This window comes from Haloplanus rubicundus, assembly GCF_003342675.1.
Lineage (GTDB): Archaea > Halobacteriota > Halobacteria > Halobacteriales > Haloferacaceae > Haloplanus > Haloplanus rubicundus.
This window is the reverse complement of record NZ_CP031148.1, coordinates 3,292,669-3,308,014: the sequence shown is the minus strand read 5'-3', so window position 1 is coordinate 3,308,014 and position 15,346 is coordinate 3,292,669. Positions and strand designations below refer to the sequence as shown.

14 protein-coding genes are annotated in these 15,346 nt (G+C 71.0%); 7 read left to right on the top strand and 7 right to left on the bottom strand.

The window, feature by feature from the left end; genetic code table 11:
• Positions 1-124: 124 nt before the first annotated feature.
• Both DU484_RS18080 and DU484_RS18075 read right to left on the bottom strand, forming a co-directional pair.
• A complete protein-coding gene (locus DU484_RS18080; RefSeq protein ID WP_262342811.1) occupies positions 125-829 on the bottom strand; it encodes an HU family DNA-binding protein in 705 nt (234 codons plus the stop codon).
• A gap of 93 nt (positions 830-922) precedes the next feature.
• Positions 923-2,053, bottom strand: coding sequence for a serine hydrolase domain-containing protein (locus tag DU484_RS18075; RefSeq protein WP_114606620.1), 1,131 nt, complete (start codon positions 2,051-2,053; stop codon positions 923-925).
• 96 nt (positions 2,054-2,149) lie between these two features.
• On the opposite strand from DU484_RS18075, the gene DU484_RS18070 reads away from it, so the two are divergent.
• The 3 genes from DU484_RS18070 to DU484_RS18060 all read left to right on the top strand — a co-directional run bounded on the left by DU484_RS18070 (position 2,150) and on the right by DU484_RS18060 (position 7,983).
• Positions 2,150-3,811: a PGF-CTERM-anchored ABC transporter substrate-binding protein gene (locus DU484_RS18070; protein WP_114606619.1), complete on the top strand. Its 1,662-nt coding sequence runs from the start codon at positions 2,150-2,152 to the stop codon at positions 3,809-3,811.
• The gene (locus tag DU484_RS19695; protein ID WP_157969594.1) at positions 3,808-6,504 is read left to right on the top strand and encodes a hypothetical protein; all 2,697 of its coding nucleotides are present in this window, start codon (positions 3,808-3,810) and stop codon (positions 6,502-6,504) included. Before DU484_RS18070 ends, DU484_RS19695 begins: the two co-directional genes overlap by 4 nt.
• Before the next feature lie 84 nt (positions 6,505-6,588).
• Positions 6,589-7,983 (top strand): DUF402 domain-containing protein, encoded by a 1,395-nt coding sequence (locus DU484_RS18060; RefSeq protein ID WP_114606618.1) that lies wholly within the window; start codon positions 6,589-6,591, stop codon positions 7,981-7,983.
• A gap of 10 nt (positions 7,984-7,993) precedes the next feature.
• On the opposite strand, the gene DU484_RS18055 is transcribed toward DU484_RS18060, so the two are convergent.
• Together DU484_RS18055 and DU484_RS18050 are read right to left on the bottom strand one after the other, a co-directional pair.
• On the bottom strand, positions 7,994-8,962 hold the full coding sequence (locus DU484_RS18055) for an ROK family protein (RefSeq protein ID WP_114584288.1): 969 nt from the start codon (positions 8,960-8,962) through the stop codon (positions 7,994-7,996).
• Complete coding sequence (locus DU484_RS18050) at positions 8,963-9,409, bottom strand: universal stress protein (protein WP_114584287.1); 447 nt, start codon at positions 9,407-9,409, stop codon at positions 8,963-8,965.
• 79 nt (positions 9,410-9,488) lie between these two features.
• Here DU484_RS18050 and DU484_RS18045 point away from each other — a divergent pair, with 79 nt between their 5' ends.
• Complete coding sequence (locus DU484_RS18045) at positions 9,489-10,226, top strand: SDR family NAD(P)-dependent oxidoreductase (RefSeq protein WP_114606617.1); 738 nt, start codon at positions 9,489-9,491, stop codon at positions 10,224-10,226.
• A 1-nt stretch (position 10,227) separates the two neighbouring features.
• Here DU484_RS18045 and DU484_RS18040 read toward each other — a convergent pair whose 3' ends face one another.
• Together DU484_RS18040 and DU484_RS18035 are read right to left on the bottom strand one after the other, a co-directional pair.
• Positions 10,228-10,620, bottom strand: a complete 393-nt coding sequence (locus tag DU484_RS18040; protein ID WP_114584285.1) for a DUF5611 family protein — start codon at positions 10,618-10,620, stop codon at positions 10,228-10,230.
• A gap of 51 nt (positions 10,621-10,671) precedes the next feature.
• Positions 10,672-11,622 (bottom strand): DUF7093 family protein, encoded by a 951-nt coding sequence (locus tag DU484_RS18035; protein ID WP_114606616.1) that lies wholly within the window; start codon positions 11,620-11,622, stop codon positions 10,672-10,674.
• Between the two features lie 107 nt (positions 11,623-11,729).
• On the opposite strand from DU484_RS18035, the gene DU484_RS18030 reads away from it, so the two are divergent.
• Together DU484_RS18030 and DU484_RS18025 are read left to right on the top strand one after the other, a co-directional pair.
• Positions 11,730-12,029, top strand: a complete 300-nt coding sequence (locus tag DU484_RS18030) for a DUF6432 family protein (RefSeq protein WP_114584283.1) — start codon at positions 11,730-11,732, stop codon at positions 12,027-12,029.
• A 214-nt stretch (positions 12,030-12,243) separates the two neighbouring features.
• Positions 12,244-12,891, top strand: a complete 648-nt coding sequence (locus DU484_RS18025) for a metallophosphoesterase family protein (protein WP_114606829.1) — start codon at positions 12,244-12,246, stop codon at positions 12,889-12,891.
• 48 nt (positions 12,892-12,939) lie between these two features.
• Here DU484_RS18025 and DU484_RS18020 read toward each other — a convergent pair whose 3' ends face one another.
• Positions 12,940-13,872 (bottom strand): isoaspartyl peptidase/L-asparaginase, encoded by a 933-nt coding sequence (locus DU484_RS18020; RefSeq protein ID WP_114606615.1) that lies wholly within the window; start codon positions 13,870-13,872, stop codon positions 12,940-12,942.
• An 84-nt stretch (positions 13,873-13,956) separates the two neighbouring features.
• On the opposite strand from DU484_RS18020, the gene icd reads away from it, so the two are divergent.
• A complete protein-coding gene (gene icd / locus DU484_RS18015; RefSeq protein ID WP_114606828.1) occupies positions 13,957-15,213 on the top strand; it encodes an isocitrate dehydrogenase (NADP(+)) in 1,257 nt (418 codons plus the stop codon).
• Positions 15,214-15,346: the final 133 nt, after the last annotated feature.

Here is a 15,346-nt window from a genome sequence, read left to right as displayed (position 1 = left end):
GAAAGGCGTCGGTCACGCGGGGTCGTACCCACGGCCGGATCGTTCGGGGTCGGCGCAATCGCGCACCCGCGGGTCGGTGCGACACGGATCGGTAGTGGGTTCCGTCGAACGGGAACCTCCGAACTCAGTTGACCGCCTTGGAGAGTTCGGCTCCGGCCTTGAACTTGACTTCGTTCTTGGCCGAGGATTCCTTCTCGCGCTGTGGATTCCGGCCGGTCCGTGCCGACCGTTTGGAGATGCTGAACGATCCGAACCCCGCCAACGTGACGTCGTCGTCCCCGCGCAACGCCGCCGCCGTCGCGTCGACGAAGGCGTCGAGTGCCTTCCCCGCAGTCGCTTCGGACAGCCCACGATCCGAGCCACGGCGCGTCTCGCTCGCTATCAGCGCCGCGTCGACGACGAGGTCGGCGGTCCGTTCGGCCGGGCACGACTGATTCCGGCGGTCGTCGCCCTTCCCCGGGCTCAGATCCAGCGCGGCGGCGAACGCCGGGCACGGCTCGAAGCGGACCGTCGTCTGCTTGCCGGCAGCCTCGGCCCGTGCCGCGCGCTTGGAGGTCCTGAACGAGCCGAAGCCGACCACCGCTATCCGGTCACCCTTCTTCAGCGCCTTCGTCGTCGCGCCGGTGATGGCGTCCACCGTGCGTTTCGCGTCCGCCTTCGAGAGGCCGGCCTCGCTCGCCATGGCCTCGATCAACTCCGCCTTGTTCATGGCTAGCGCCCGCCCGGACAGCGCCGCTACTCCCGTCCCGAAGACGACCGTTCCCACCCCGAGCGTTCGGAGGACGCTCCGACGCGACCGCCCCTGTCGGCGTTGTGTGTCACGATTCACGGATACGTATGGCGCTACTCGATGATAAATAGAACTGAAATTATGTGTGTATGATTTCACGTTCTCGGGACCTGCGCCCCGTCGACGATGTCCTCACCCGCCGAACGCCCGCCGCACGGCGTCGGCCATCTCGCACGCCCGCCCGGCGTGTTCCGTCTCCTCTCTGATGCCGTTCGTCACGTAGGCCATCGCCAGCCCGGACTCGGGGTCGCCCCAGCCGACGATGCTTCCCAGGCCGCCGTGGCCGAACGTCGTCCGCGGCGCGAGCGTTCCGTACTTGTCCCACGCGGTGCCCGCGCGTTCGAAGCCGAGGGCGTACCGCCGCGGCACCTTCATCGTCGCGTCCCGTTCCACCTCGACCTGGACGCTCGTCGCCGTCTCGACGGTGTCGGGGTCGAGCAGTTGAACCCCGTCGAGTGCCCCGCCGTTGACGAGGCAGGCGTAAAAGCGCGCCATGTCGCGGGCGGTGCCGACGCCCGTCGCCGCCGGGACGACGGCCCGGCGGATCGACTCCCGGTTGAACAGGGCGGCCGCCTCGTCTTCCCGGCCGTCGAGCCCGACGCCCGCGTTCCGACAGCGCTCACCCGCCGCGAAGCCGGCGAGCGTCGCGGCGTCGTCCGGGTCGTCGTCGGGCAGGCCGATGGACGTATCCGTCATCCCCAGCGGCTCGAAGACGTGTTCGCGGGCGTACTCGTCGATTGGCTGGCCGCTCACGCGACGGACGAGTTCGCCGACGAGGAAGCCGTAGTTGAGGGCGTGGTACGCGGCGGTCGATCCGGGGCGGAACCGGGGTTCCAGATCCTCCATCGCCGCCACGGCCGCCTCCCAGTCGTCCCACCGGTCGTACGCTTCGTCGAACGGACCGTAGGGCAGGCCCGCCTGGTGGCTGAGGACGTGTCGGACCGTCGCCTCGGCCTTCTCGGTTCCCGCCGCGGCGAACGCGGGCCAGTGGTCGCGGACCGGGTCGTCGTAGTCGAGGGCGCCGCGCTCGACCAACTGGTGCAGACAGACGCCGGCGTAGGGTTTGGTACAGGAAAAGAGGACGTGCCGGCGGTCGGGTGTCGTCTCCGGACCGTCGGGGCCGACCGTGCCCGTCGCCAGGTCGAGGACGAGTTCCCCGCCGTCGTAGACCGCCAACTGCGCGCCGTGGTGGAGGCCGACCGCCGCGTGGCGCTCGAACACCCGCCGGACGCGGGCGACCGGATCGGCGTCGAACGGACTCATGACGACTCCGTTGGCGCGGGCGTGGGTAAGCCCACCGAAAACTCAACTCCGCTTGCGTTAGGTAAATTTATACTGTTCAAACGGGTCGGGGTGGATATGCACACGACACGGTTGGTGGTCGTCGCCCTCGTTCTCGTCGCGACGCTCGGATCGCCGGGCGTCGGGACGGCCGCGGCCGACGGGGACTGTGCGTTCCCCGTCACGCGGACGGACGCGACGGGGACGCCGGTCACGATAGCCGAGGACCCCGACGAGGTGGTGACGCTCAACCCCAGCGCGGCACAGACGATGTACGAAATCGACGCGTGGGGAGACGTGGTCGGCGTCTCGACGTACGCCGACTACCTCCCCGGCGCCGACGAGCGGACGACTGTCGGCACGGGCAACGACGACGCGACGGTCGAGCGGACCATCGCGCTCGACCCCGACCTCGTGCTCGCGCCGGACATCATCGACGACTCGACGGTCGAACAGCTTCGGAGCACCGGACTGACGGTGTACAAGTTCGAAGCGTCCGAGAGCCTCGACGACGTCGTCGCGAAGACGCGACTGACGGGCGAACTCGTCGGGGCGTGTGAAGGCGCCGACGAACGCGCCGACACGATGGAGCGACGCATCGGCATCGTCGAGGACGCCGTCGCGGACGTGGAGCGGCCGCGGGTGCTCTACGAGTTCTTCGCTTACACCACCGGCACGAACACCTTCATCCACGACATCATCGAGACGGCGGGCGGCGACAACGTCGCGGCTGACTACCCTAAGTTGAACAAATCGGGCAATCTCGAGGGTTTCTACCCCGTCAACGCCGAGGCGGTGGTGATCGCGAACCCCGAGTGGGTGCTCCTGAGCAGCGACGAGTACGACACGGCCCGAGTTCCGTCCGAAGCCGCCTACGAGGGGACCGTCGCCGCCGAGGAGGGCAACGCGGTCTTACTCGACGCGGACCTGGTCAGTCAGGCCGCCCCCCGATCCGTCGACGTGGTGCTTCGCCTCGTGCGCACCTTCCACCCGGGTGTCTACGAGACGGAGATCGAGGATCGGATCGACGCCGGCGCACTCGAGGGCGCGAGCGGAACGACGGTCGAGCGGCTCCCGGACGGAACCACGAGCCTGCAGGCGACCAATCTCGGGCGCACCCGTCAGGTCGGCTTCGACCTTCCACCCCGCCGGAACGCGACGGCGCAGGTCAGTCGGGTGAACGTCACGCTCTCGACGCTGAACCCCACCTTCGAACTCCGCCTCCGTGACGGCGGGAACCGGTCGGCACCGAACGGAACCCGCGCCCTCGAGTCGGTGCGCCTCTCGGGCAACGGCATCTTCGCCGGCGACGTCGACCACCTGACGCTCCAGTTCGCGGTGAACCGAAGCCGACTCGGCGACGCCGACCCCGACACGGTGACGCTCTATCGCGCGAACGGCACCGACTGGACGCCGTTGCGGACGACGCGCGTGAACGCGACGAACGCGTCGGACACCTACGTCTACGAGGCCCGCACCACCGGGTTCTCGACGCTGCTGCTCGCCGTCGCGGACCCGGAGGAAGCGACCAACCGGTCGGCGAACGTGACGCCGACGGGCACCGCCACCGCGACGGCCACCGCCACCGCGACGGCCACCGCAACGTCCACGCCGCGGGCGACGACGGACGCCCCGCCGACGGCCACCACCACACCTACTCCCGGGAGCGCGCCCGGATTCGGGATCATCGCCGCGCTCGTGGCGATGGTTCTCGCCGCCGCCGCGGGAGTGCGGCGATGACTGGCGTCGGCCGCGCGGGGACGCTCGCGTTCGTCCTCTCGCTCCTGCTCGTCTCCGCGGCGCCCGTCGGCGCCGCGGCGGTCGGCCTCGGCGACGCGTCCGTCTCCCCGACGAGCGTCTCGACCGGCGATACGACGACACTCGACCTCTCGGTGAACGCGACGGGCGTGAACACGACCGACGGGACGACCGGCGCGAACGTCACCGTCTCCGTTCCCACCGCCCTCGACCTCTCGGGCGCGACGGTGACGGCCGAGGGCGCCACGCCGAACGCGACGAACGTCGGGGCCGTCGTCGACGACGCGGCCAACGCCGTCGTCGTCTCGTGGAACGACGACGCCGGCACGGACCCGGAGACGGTGACGGTGACGGCCACCGTCTCGGGCGTCGCCGTCGATCGGACGGGCGAGTACGACCTCACCGCGACGGTCGACGCCGACGGCGACGGTGCGACCGACGCGAACGGCGCCGTCGGCACCGTCACCGCCTCGGCACCGGACAGCGACCGGAGCGTCACGGCCGCCGACGCCTCCCTCTTTCTCGGCGAGGAGGACGTGGACCTGACGGGCCTCGACGGCGCCGCTGCGGCGGGCGAGCGCCAGCGACTCTACGGCAACGGCGGCGGCGCCGACGGCAAGGTGGCGACCGTCGAGAACGCGCTGACGGCCGACGTGAGCCGCGGCAACGGATTCGTCACCGGCACCTACGCCCTCACGCCCGGGGACGACACCTCGGTGCTCGTCGTCGAGCGCCCGACCGTACGGGACGTCGAACTCTACCCCGGCGACACCGCCGAGGGCACCGAGGTGTCGGGCTCCTCCGTCCCGCCGAGCGTCGAGACGCTCACCGTCGACCCGGGATTCAACTTCGAGACCGCCGACGACGCGACGGTGGTCGTCGAGAACCCCGACGGCCTGGAGATCACCGACGAACTCACGGCCGATCCGACGCTCGCGTCCGAGGACGAGACCGTTCGGCTCGACGTGGCCGACCTCTCGGTCGGCACCTACACCGTCCGCGTCGAGGGCGCCGACGACCTCGACCACGTGAACGGGACGGCGACGGTTCGCGTCCGTCCGGAGGCACGCACCGTCTCGCTGAGTCGCACCCGCGTCGCCCGCGGCGAGTCGACGGTGGCGACGGTCAGCGGCCCGCCGGGTGCGCTCCGGTACGTCCGCCTCCCGGCCGACGCCCTCGCCGACGACACGACGGTGAGCGGTCCCACCGCCGAGGCCGTCTTCCCGAGCGGCGAGGGCCTCGCCCTCGTCGGCGCCGACGTCTCTGCGGGGGTCGTCTACGCCGAGGTGTCGCTCGAATCCGACGGCTTCGCGCGCGTCGAAATCGACACCGAGCGGCTGGACGCCGACACCCACGACGTGGCGGTGGCGGAGAGCGTGGCCGGCGACGACGAGGCGAGCGTCCCTCTGACGGTCACCGACCGCCGCGTCTCGGTGGCACCCGCGCGAACGACCCTGCCTGTCGGCGAGACGGTGTCCGTCTCGGGGACGGCCCGCGGCGCCGACGACGTGAAACTCTACGCCCGGATCGGCGACGAGTACGCGCCGCTGTACGAGGACGCGGACGCGGACGAACTCGCGGAGACGAGCGTCGACGACGACGGCTCCTGGGACGTGGACCTCGACACCCGCGCGGCCCTGACCGTGCCCGACCGGTACCGAATCGCGGCCGTCGCCGACCCCGGCGACGACCGTCTCGGCTCGACCGACCGGATCGCCGAGTCGACGCTCCACGACTTCGACGCCGTCGGACGGGCGGCGATCACCACCACCGATCCGTCGCCGTCGGCGTCGGTCTCGCAGTCGCGCGTCGCGGCCGGCGTCGGCGACGAGGTGACGGTGGTGGGCCGCGCGCCCGGTCCCGGCGAGACGGTCCGGGCGTACGTCGTCTCGCCCCGCGGCGCCGTCGACGCCCACGACGTGACCGTCGGCGACGACGACGACTTCGACTTCGACGTCGACGGGGTCGAGACGACCGGTCGCTATCGAATCCTCCTCGTGACGGCCGGCCGCGACGCCGACTTCGCCCTCGACGACGGCGGCGACGCCGAGGCGATCCGGGGCGAACTCACGGGCTCTGAGACGCCCGCTCAGGCCGTAGCGATCGTCCGCGACGCCTACGGCGGCGCCGGCGTCGACGACCGGGTTCTCGCGCTGAACGTCACCGCGTCCGACCCCCGCGTGACCGTCGAGACGGTCCGTCCCGGCGACGACGAACTCGTCGTCGCGGGCACGTCCAACCGCGAGAACGGAACGACGCTGGTCCTCGACCTCCGGCAGGGGACGCGGACCGCCGCCGTCGGCGACGCCGAGGTGAACGCCTCGGGTCGCTGGCGAACGACCGTCGACGTGGGTGGCGTCACCCCCGGCGAGTACGCCCTTCGGGTCGAGACTGGCGACGCCATCGAGGTGCGGACGGTTCGCCTCGGCGGGGTGACGGCGACGGCAACGCCCGCGCCGACGGCGACGCCGACCGAAATCCCGACGGCCACGCCCTCGACGGCGACGCCGACCGCCTCCGCCGACGGGACGGCCGCCGCCGCGGGCGGGACGCGCCGGGCGACCGACCGTGCGACGCGGACCGAGACGACCGGCGACGGCTTCGGTTCCGGAACCGCGCTCGTGGCGCTCGTGGCGCTCCTGGCGTTCGCCCGCCGTCGGTCTTCGTCGAAGTGAAAACCCCTCCGCACCAAGCGGGGGTGTGATGGACGACGAACTCCCTGCCCCGCGGCCGTCGACCGGGCGCCGCGGCCGCCCCGCATGAACGTCCGCATTCGCGGCATCTACACGACGGCGCTCACGCGCCGCTTTCTCGACGCCGACCACGACGTGGTCGCCGCGTCCGACCCCATCCGCGAGCGCTTCGACGCGGACCTCGGGACCGATCCCCACGACGTGACCGTCGAGACGACCGACGACCGGCAGGGCGTCGGCGTGACCGGTGACCCCGACGCCGTGAAGCGGGCCGTCGACCCCCTCGACGCCACCCGCGACACCTTCGCGTGGGACTCGCCCGCGCCCCGCGACGCCGTCTTCGACGCCCGCGTGACCGAGACGCTGGGGAGCGGTGCGGTCTGTGACCTGGGCGACGCCGAGGGCTTTCTCCCCTTCGGAAGCATCGACGCGCACGTCGAGGCCGGCGACGACGTGCGCGTTCAGGTCGTCGAGTCCGCGGCGCCGTGGGTCGACCGCCGGCCCGTCCTCGACGGGGACGTTCGCGCCCGTGCCGGCCCGGCGACGCTCGTCCGTGGCGAGTCGGGCGTCACCGTCGACACCTACGACGACGAGGCCGGGCGCGAACTCGCGGGCATGACCGACCTCCTCGGGATCGAACCCCCCGACGGCTGGGGGCTCGTCTGGAGTGACGCGGCGACCGAGGCCGACATGGGCGCCCTGAAGACGGCGCTGGAACGGGCGACCGAGCGCGCGGAGACGCTGGAGGCGGCGCTCGACGCGGCCGTCTCTCCATCTCGGCGCCTCGCCGCCCCTGCCGCGACGACGTGGGTGTGGTTCGGGCGCGAGGCGCGGTTCGCTCTCGATGCGGACCGCCGGGCCGTGACGCCGACCATGCCCGGCCACCACCGGGTCAAGGCCGGCTCCGACGAGGCGAGTCGCGCCGTCGACTTCGTGGAGGCGCTCGGCTCACACGACGGCGACGACTTCGACTTCTCGGCCGTCACCGACACCTTCGGTCCCGCCGCGGGCGACGCCGTCCGCCTCGACCACGGCAAGCCCGACGGCCGACGGATCGTCCTCGGGCGCGCCGAGGTGACCGACCGCGACGCCGACGGCACGCTCACGCTCCGCCGCGAGATGACCGCGGGCGGCAGCTACGACGCCCTCGGCGTCTCCCGTGCGGCCGGCGACGTGGCGATCACCAAGGTCCGCGAGGGGCGGTGGTGGTACCCCACCGTCTACCGCGGCGCCGACGGCGACCGGAAGGGCACCTACGTCAACGTCTGTACGCCCGTCGAGTGTTTCCCGGACGCCGTCCGCTACGTCGACCTCCACGTCGACGTGGTGAAGGGACCGGACGGCGAGGTGCGCCGCGTCGACGACGACGAACTCGACGCGGCCGTCGCCGCCGGGTGGGTGTCCGAGGCCCTCGCGGAGAAGGCGCGGTCGGTCGCGACGAGTCTGGAGGGGGCGCTCTGAGGCCGCCGCCTCACCGGTCCGCCGGAGCGCCCGTCCCGCCGGTGATGGCACTCGCCAGCGCCCCCCTGACGACCGCGTCGCCGTCCCGATCCGTGAGCCGTATCTCGGGCGTCCTCGCCACCCGAAGCAGGGAGGGCAGGCGGTCACGGATCGGCCCGAGGATCCGATCCGGGTTGTTGCGCGCGACGCCGCCGCCGACGGCGACGACCCGCGGCGCGTAGGCGTGGACGACCGTCGCGACGCCGAGGGCGTTCCAGCGACCGATCCGATCGATCACCCGCGCCGCGAACTCGTCGCCGTCGGCGGCGGCGTCGAACACCCCCGCGGCGCCGAGGTCCGGATCGTCGAGGTCGAGGGCCGTCGCCTCGCCGTCGTGCAGGTCGCGGGCGTAGCCGGCGACGTTCGCGCCGCCGCAGTAGGCCTCCCAGTGTCCCGTCCCACCACAGTTACAGATTCGGGCGTCGTCGGAGGCGTCGAGGGTCACGTGGCCCAGTTCGGCGGCGTTGCCGTCCCACCCCGAGAGGACGTGGCCGTCGACGACGGCGCCCGCCCCGACGCCCGTCGAGAGCGTGAGATAGACTAGGTCGTCGCCGCCGTCGCGGAAGAATCGCTCCCCGATGGCGCCCGCCGTCGCGTCGTTGTGGAAGTGCGTGCGGTCGGTCGAGAGGAGGGTTCGGAGCGGGTCGACCAGCGGAATCCGGCCGACGTCGGCCGGTAGGTTCGTCGGGTCGACCGAGACGCCGGCGTCGTGATCGAGCGGCCCGACGGCGCCGACGCCCGCGGCGACGACGGACTCGGGGTCGACGCCGGCGTCGCCACACGCCCCGCGGACGGTATCGAGCACCGCCTCCGTGATCGCGACGCTGGTCGGTCCCGCCGGCGTCGGCGTGCGGTCGGCGCCGACGACGCGACCGGCGCGGTCGCCGACGACCGCTCGGATCGTCGTCGCGCCGAGGTCGACGCCGAGATACGTCGCCATCTACTCCGTGCCGGTGCGGACGTAGAGGGTCGGGCAGGGGGCGTCGAGCATGATCGACTGGGCGACGCTCCCGAAGAGGGCCTTGCCGGCCGGCGAGCGCTCCTGGCCGCCGACGACGACGATGTCGGCGCCCGTGCGCTCGGCCATCTCGACCATCCGTTCCCCGGGGTCACCGACCGTTCCTCTGATCGTGTAGTCGATGTCCGCCGCCTCCAGCACCGCTTCGAGGTCGCGGATCGGCTCGTTGCGCTCCGCGACCCGATCCGGCGTCGTGTCGTCGAGGTTGAGCTTCGAGCGCGCCACCTCGTACCCATCCTCCGTGAACGCGTGGGCGAGGACGACGTCGGCACCTGTCGGTCCCGCGATGTCGACGGTCTCCTCGGTCAGCCGTTCGACGCGTTCGTGATCCTTCGGTCCGACTGCGACCAGAATGGTCTCGACAGCCATGCCCGATCGATTCACGGGCCGGGTACAAACCGTTACCGCCGCCCGGAACCCCTTTGCGGCCCCCTCTCGATGTCCCCCTATGCTCACGACGGACCTCTCCGACCGGGTGGCCCTGGTGACGGGGAGTGCGAACGGCGTCGGCCGCGAGTTCGCCCTCTCGATGGCCGAAGCGGGCGCGTCGGTCGCGGTACACTACCACACGAGCGACGCCGACGCGCGCGCGACGGCCGCCGTCGCCCGCGAGGAGAGCGGCGCGGCGACGACGGTGCAAGGCGACGTGACCGACCCCGACGAGGTGGACGCGATGTTCGACGCCGTCGAAGCCGACCTCGGCACCGTCGACGTCCTCGTCAACAACGTCGGCGACTTCGCCCCGCGCCACTGGGAAGACCTCTCCTTCGAGACGTGGAACCGCGTCATCGACACGAACCTCACGGGGACCTACCTCTGCTCGAAGCGGGCGTTGCCCGCGATGCGCGAGGCCGAGTTCGGCCGCATCGTCAACGTCGGCTACGCGGGCACGGAGCGGGCGCTCGTCTACCCGAAGAACTTCCCGTATCTCGTCGCGAAGACGGGCGTCATCATGTTCACGCGAATGCTCGCCAACGACACGACGTCGGACGGCATCACCGTCAACTGCATCTCGCCCTACGTCGTCGAGAACTCCGACGAGTTCCCGGACGAGGCGCCGCGGGGCCGGTGGGCCTCCTTCGCCGACCTGCGGCAGGTGCTCTTCTTCTTCCTCGATGCCGACAGCGGCTACGTGAGCGGCGAGAACGTGGAAGTCGACGGCGGGTGGATCCCCGAGGCGCTTTAATCTACGCGTTCGGCACGTCGTCCGGGTCGTCCTCGACGGAGCGTTTCATCGAGTCGCGGCGGGACTTGGCGTCGCGGCCCGTCACTTCGAGCAGGAAGTCGTTTTTCGCGCTGACGGCGTCCTCCGCGGCGTCGGCGTGGCCCTCCTCGATGACCTGGGCCGCCGGCTTCTCCTCGAAGTGGACGCCGAGTTTGTCCTTCTTCCCGCTGTACTCGACGGCGCCGGCGACGATGCGCTCGAAGACCGGGTTGTCCGGTTCCCCGACGACGTAGAGGTCGCTTCCTTTGTACTCCTCCGTCTCCGTGACGGGGCCGAAGTAGCCCTCGACCGTCCCCTTCAGATCGGGCGCGTTCTCCTCCAACGTCTCCCCACGACGCATCTTGTACTCCTTCATGGACTCCGGTTCGAAAGGCGACGGTTTACCAGTTTCGTCCTTCGGGCCGGCTCACTCCGCACGCTCGCGCTCGGCGATGTAGCCCTTGTGACAGTCGGGGCAGATGTCGCCGGCGCGCATCGACGACCCGCCGGCCGTGCGGACGTAGCCACAGTTGGGACAGAAAAACTCCGTCCGCCCGGCCGACTCCTCGCTAACCGGTTCGACCTCCTCGGCGGCGACGAACTGCTTGCCCGCGACGGCGCCAGCCTCGCTCGTCGCCTCCGCCTCGCCGTTCGCCGCCGCGTCCGCTCCCTCCGGTGTCAACCCGCCGCCGAAGGAGACGTCCGTCGGCGTGCCGTCGCTCGGTTCGGCGTCGAAGCCTTCGCCCTCGCTGCCCGGCTCGGGCCACCCCTCGTCGCCGCTGACGACGGTCGTTCCATCGTCGGCCGGTTCGGGGTTCGTCGCCGCGTCCGCATCTGCATCCGCTGCCCCCGGCTCCTCGGCGTCGTCCGGGCGTTCGGCGTCAGTCCCCGGCCACTCGCCGCGCGCGCGGCCGTCGTCGCCGTCCTCCGTCGCCCCGTCGTCGAGGATGACCGCGTCCTCCTCCGCGGGGTCGGGGGTCGGCGTCCCGTCGTCTCCCGCCGGCCCGCCGTCGTCACCCGTCGACGCCGTGGCGGCCGGTGTCGATCCCTCGTCGGCGTCGGTATCGGCCGTCGGCGCCGGGTCCCCGCCGGCCGCCGGCGCCTCCTCGCTCGCCGCCGCGGGCGCGTCGTCGGACGCCGACGGTTCGTCGAGGTCGGCCGTGACCCCGCCGCCGCCGAGGCCCGTCGCCACGTCGTCCTCGCGTGGGTCCCGGATCGGGCGGACCTCCTTGTTCTCGCTGACGACGCGGCGTTCGCCACAGCGATCACAGGTTTCGACCGTCCGGTACGTCACGACCACCTCGTCGCCGCGCTCCTCCCGCTCGCGCTCCACCTCGCGGTTCGCGTATTCGTGTCCCAGTAGGCACCTGAGTCCCATTGTGTAGGGGTAGCGACGCCCGACACCAAAAGCGTCCGTCAGACGTGCGTCCGACCCTGGGGCGACCGGCGGTACTGGTAAACCATCCGCGGCCGTTACGACCGGATATGAAGGCCAAACGGGAGTTCCGCGACCGCGAGGAGGTCGAGGTGGCCGTCCTCGACGCGCTGGTCGACCGCGGCGGCGACGGAATGACCGTCTTCGAACTCCGCGCGGCCGTCGACGTCGACATCGACACGCTCGAAACCGCCCTCTCGGAGCTGAAGGAGGATGCTCTCATCTCCGTGGAGCGCGACGACGGCCGCACGGTGGTGCTCCCCGACGACCGCGTGGTTCCGGACCCGACCGAGATGCCGGACGACGACGAGGGACTGTTCGACGCGATCCGGGACCGACTCGGACTGTAACCCGTCGGGAGTCGGTCCCGGGGTTCGCCGTCCCGTCCGGGCCCGTCGCGCAGGGACGCCGACCCGTCCCCGGTGTCCATGTGGTATATAGACATGGCTGCCCCAATTAGCGCGCTTTATGTAAGTCGCCCGTCCTCTCGTGAGTGTGATCCGGACCGACGCGCTCGACGCCAGCCTCGATCTCGCTCTCGGCGACGAGCACCACCACGTCGACATGGACGCGTGGGACGACATCTACGTCGTCGGCGACGTCCACGGCTGTCTGCGGGCGTTGGAACACCTGCTCGACCGGCTCGATCCGACCGCCGACGACCTCGTCGTCTTCGTCGGCGACCTCGTTCGCAAGGGACCCGACAGCGCCGGCGTGATCGACCTCGTGCGCTCTCGACCCAACTTCGTCACGGTCCGTGGCAACAACGAGGAGAAACTCCTGCGCGGCGAGAAGTCGCTCGACGAACTCGACGACGAGGACCGTCGGTGGATCGCCGACCTCCCCGTCGCCATCCACTGGGACGACACGCTGGTCGTCCACGCCGGCGTCGACCCGCGGAAGTCCATCGTCGAACACACCGTCGACGACTTCGAGAATATCCGTGAACTCGGCGACGGCAGCTACGAACCCCCGTTCTGGTACGACGAGTACGAGGGTGACCGTCGCGTCTTCTTCGGCCACACGCCCCTCGAGGCCCCTGTGGTCCGCGAGAACGCCGTCGGCCTCGACACCGGCTGTGTCTACGGCGGCGCACTCACCGCCTGCGACCCCCGCCGGGACCGCTTCGTGAGCGTCACCCCGGACCGAACGGTTCAGGAGCGCCCGTCCCGGAAGTTCGTCACGCCGCGCCGGACCGTCACGGCCGACTAATAGGGATTATCGGAAGTCATCGGGGATTCTCGCCGGCCCGGCGAGAATCTATGGACAGTTACGAGAACCCCGATAACGCTCCGCGACGGCCACCTGCATCGACTCGCTGTTTCTCGCCGCGCCGACCCCGTCAGGCCCGCAGACGATCACCCCGGCCGTCGATCCGGTCAGTTCCTCGAACTCGTCGATTGCGAGCGCCGCGGCCCGGTCGGCTGCGGCGCCGTCCGCGAGGTGATCGACCGCGCGCCGGGCGAGGGTGACGCGCGCGATGTCCTCGCCGGCCCCCGTCGCACTCGCGCCCCCGGCGGGCGTACAGAAGAAGCCGGCGCCGACCTGTGGCACGTCACCGACGCGGCCGGCGAGGGCGAACCACCGGCCGGCGGTGGAGGTGGCGGCGGCGAAGCGGCCTCCACCGGCCGTCGACCGGCTTCCCGTGGAGCGTGGCTCCACGCCCGCGACGGCGCCGACGGTGTCGTGGTCGTGCTCCCCGCCGCGGCCGAACCGTTCGCGGAGCCAGTCGAGGTGTGCCTTCGGGGACCCCGTCGGCGGGTCGGCGTCCGCGAACCGCTCGCGGGTGCGCTCGGTCGTCAGGTCGAAACCGGTTTCGACGCCGAAGTCGGCGGCGAGTTCGGCCGCGTGCTCGCCGGCGACGCAGACGTGGGGCGTCTCCGCGGCGACGACTCGCGCGGCGTCGACGGCTGCCTCGACGCCGGGAACGTTCGCGACGGCGCCGACGGTTCGGTCGCTCGTCATCAGGCCCGCGTCGACGCGGACGACGCCGTCCGACTGGACGGCGCCGCCGCGGCCGGCGTTGAACCGCTCGTCGGCTTCGAGCCGCCGGATAGCGGTGACGACGGCCTGGAGGGGGGTCGCCTCGGCCGCGCCGTCGCTCGCGGCGGCGTCGAGGACGGCCTGCCGTTCGGGTGTCGGTCCGCCGAGGCTCGCACCCGATCCCGCGCCGCCGTGGACGATGATGCGCATACCGACCGGTAGACCGCGGCAGGAATAAGCCTCGTGCCGGATAACGGCAGGTCTTTCACGGTGGTCGGCGAACCCGCCCACGACATGAGCTACGATAGAGTCGAGGTCCCTGCCGACGGCGAACGGATCACCGTCGACGAGGACGGAGAACTCGACGTACCGTCGAATCCGATCATCCCGATCATCTACGGCGACGGCATCGGGAAGGACGTGAGTCCGGCCGCCCAGCAGGTGCTCGAGGCCGCCGCGGAGGCGACTGGCCGCTCGATCAACTGGATGCGCCTCTACGCCGGCGAGTCGGCGCGGGAGCGCTACGACGAGAACCTGCCCGAAGAGACGGTCGAGGCCATCCGCGAACACCGCGTGGCGATCAAGGGGCCGCTGACGACGCCCGTCGGGAGCGGCTTCCGGTCGCTGAACGTCGCGCTCCGGAAGAAACTCGACCTCTACGCGAACATGCGCCCGACCTACCACCTCGACGGCGTCCCCTCGCCGGTCACGCATCCCGAGAAGATGGACATGGTGAACTTCCGGGAGAACACCGAGGACGTGTACGCCGGCATCGAGTGGGAGGCCGGCACCGACGACGCCGAACGCGTCCGCGAGTTCGTCGAGGAGGAGATGGGCTTCGGGGACACCATCCACGACGGCCCGGTCGGTATCGGCCTCAAGCCCATCTCGGAGTTCGGGAGCAAGCGCCTGATCCGACAGGCCATCGACTACGCCCTCCGCAACGGCCGCGATTCGGTGACGCTCGTCCACAAGGGCAACATCATGAAGTTCACCGAGGCGGCCTTCCGCGACTGGGGCTACGAACTCGCCGCGGAGGAGTACGGCGACGAAGTCATCACGGAAGACGAACTCTGGGACGAGTACGACGGCGAGGCGCCCGACGACGTGGTCGTCGTCAAGGACCGCATCGCCGACAACATGCTCCAGCAGCTGCTGACCCGGACCGAACAGTACGACGTGCTCGCCATGCCGAACCTCAACGGCGACTACCTCTCGGACGCCGCGGGCGCCCAGATCGGCGGTCTCGGCATCGCGCCGGGCGCGAACCTCGGTGAGGGTGCGTGTCTCGCCGAACCCGTCCACGGCTCCGCGCCGAAATACGCGGGGGAGGACAAGGTGAACCCGACGGCGATGATCCTCTCCGGCCGGATCATGCTCGAACAGCTCGGGTGGGACGACGCCGCCGACCTCGTTCGCGACGCCGTCGAGGCGACCATCTCCTCGGGGAAGGTCACCTACGACCTCCACCGACAGATCGAGGGCGGAACCAAGCTCGCGACGAGCGAGTACGCCGAGGCTGTCGTCGAGAACATTCACGAACTGGCCTGAGCCAGTTCGTGCGTCTACCGAGCGTCGCTCGGTAATATCGAGAAGCTGGCGTAGTCGGGGCGGACGACTCGGCGTTCCGATCCCGTCAATATCGCGGGCGTTTCTTCACTAATTTATACTCGGAGGGGGGAGA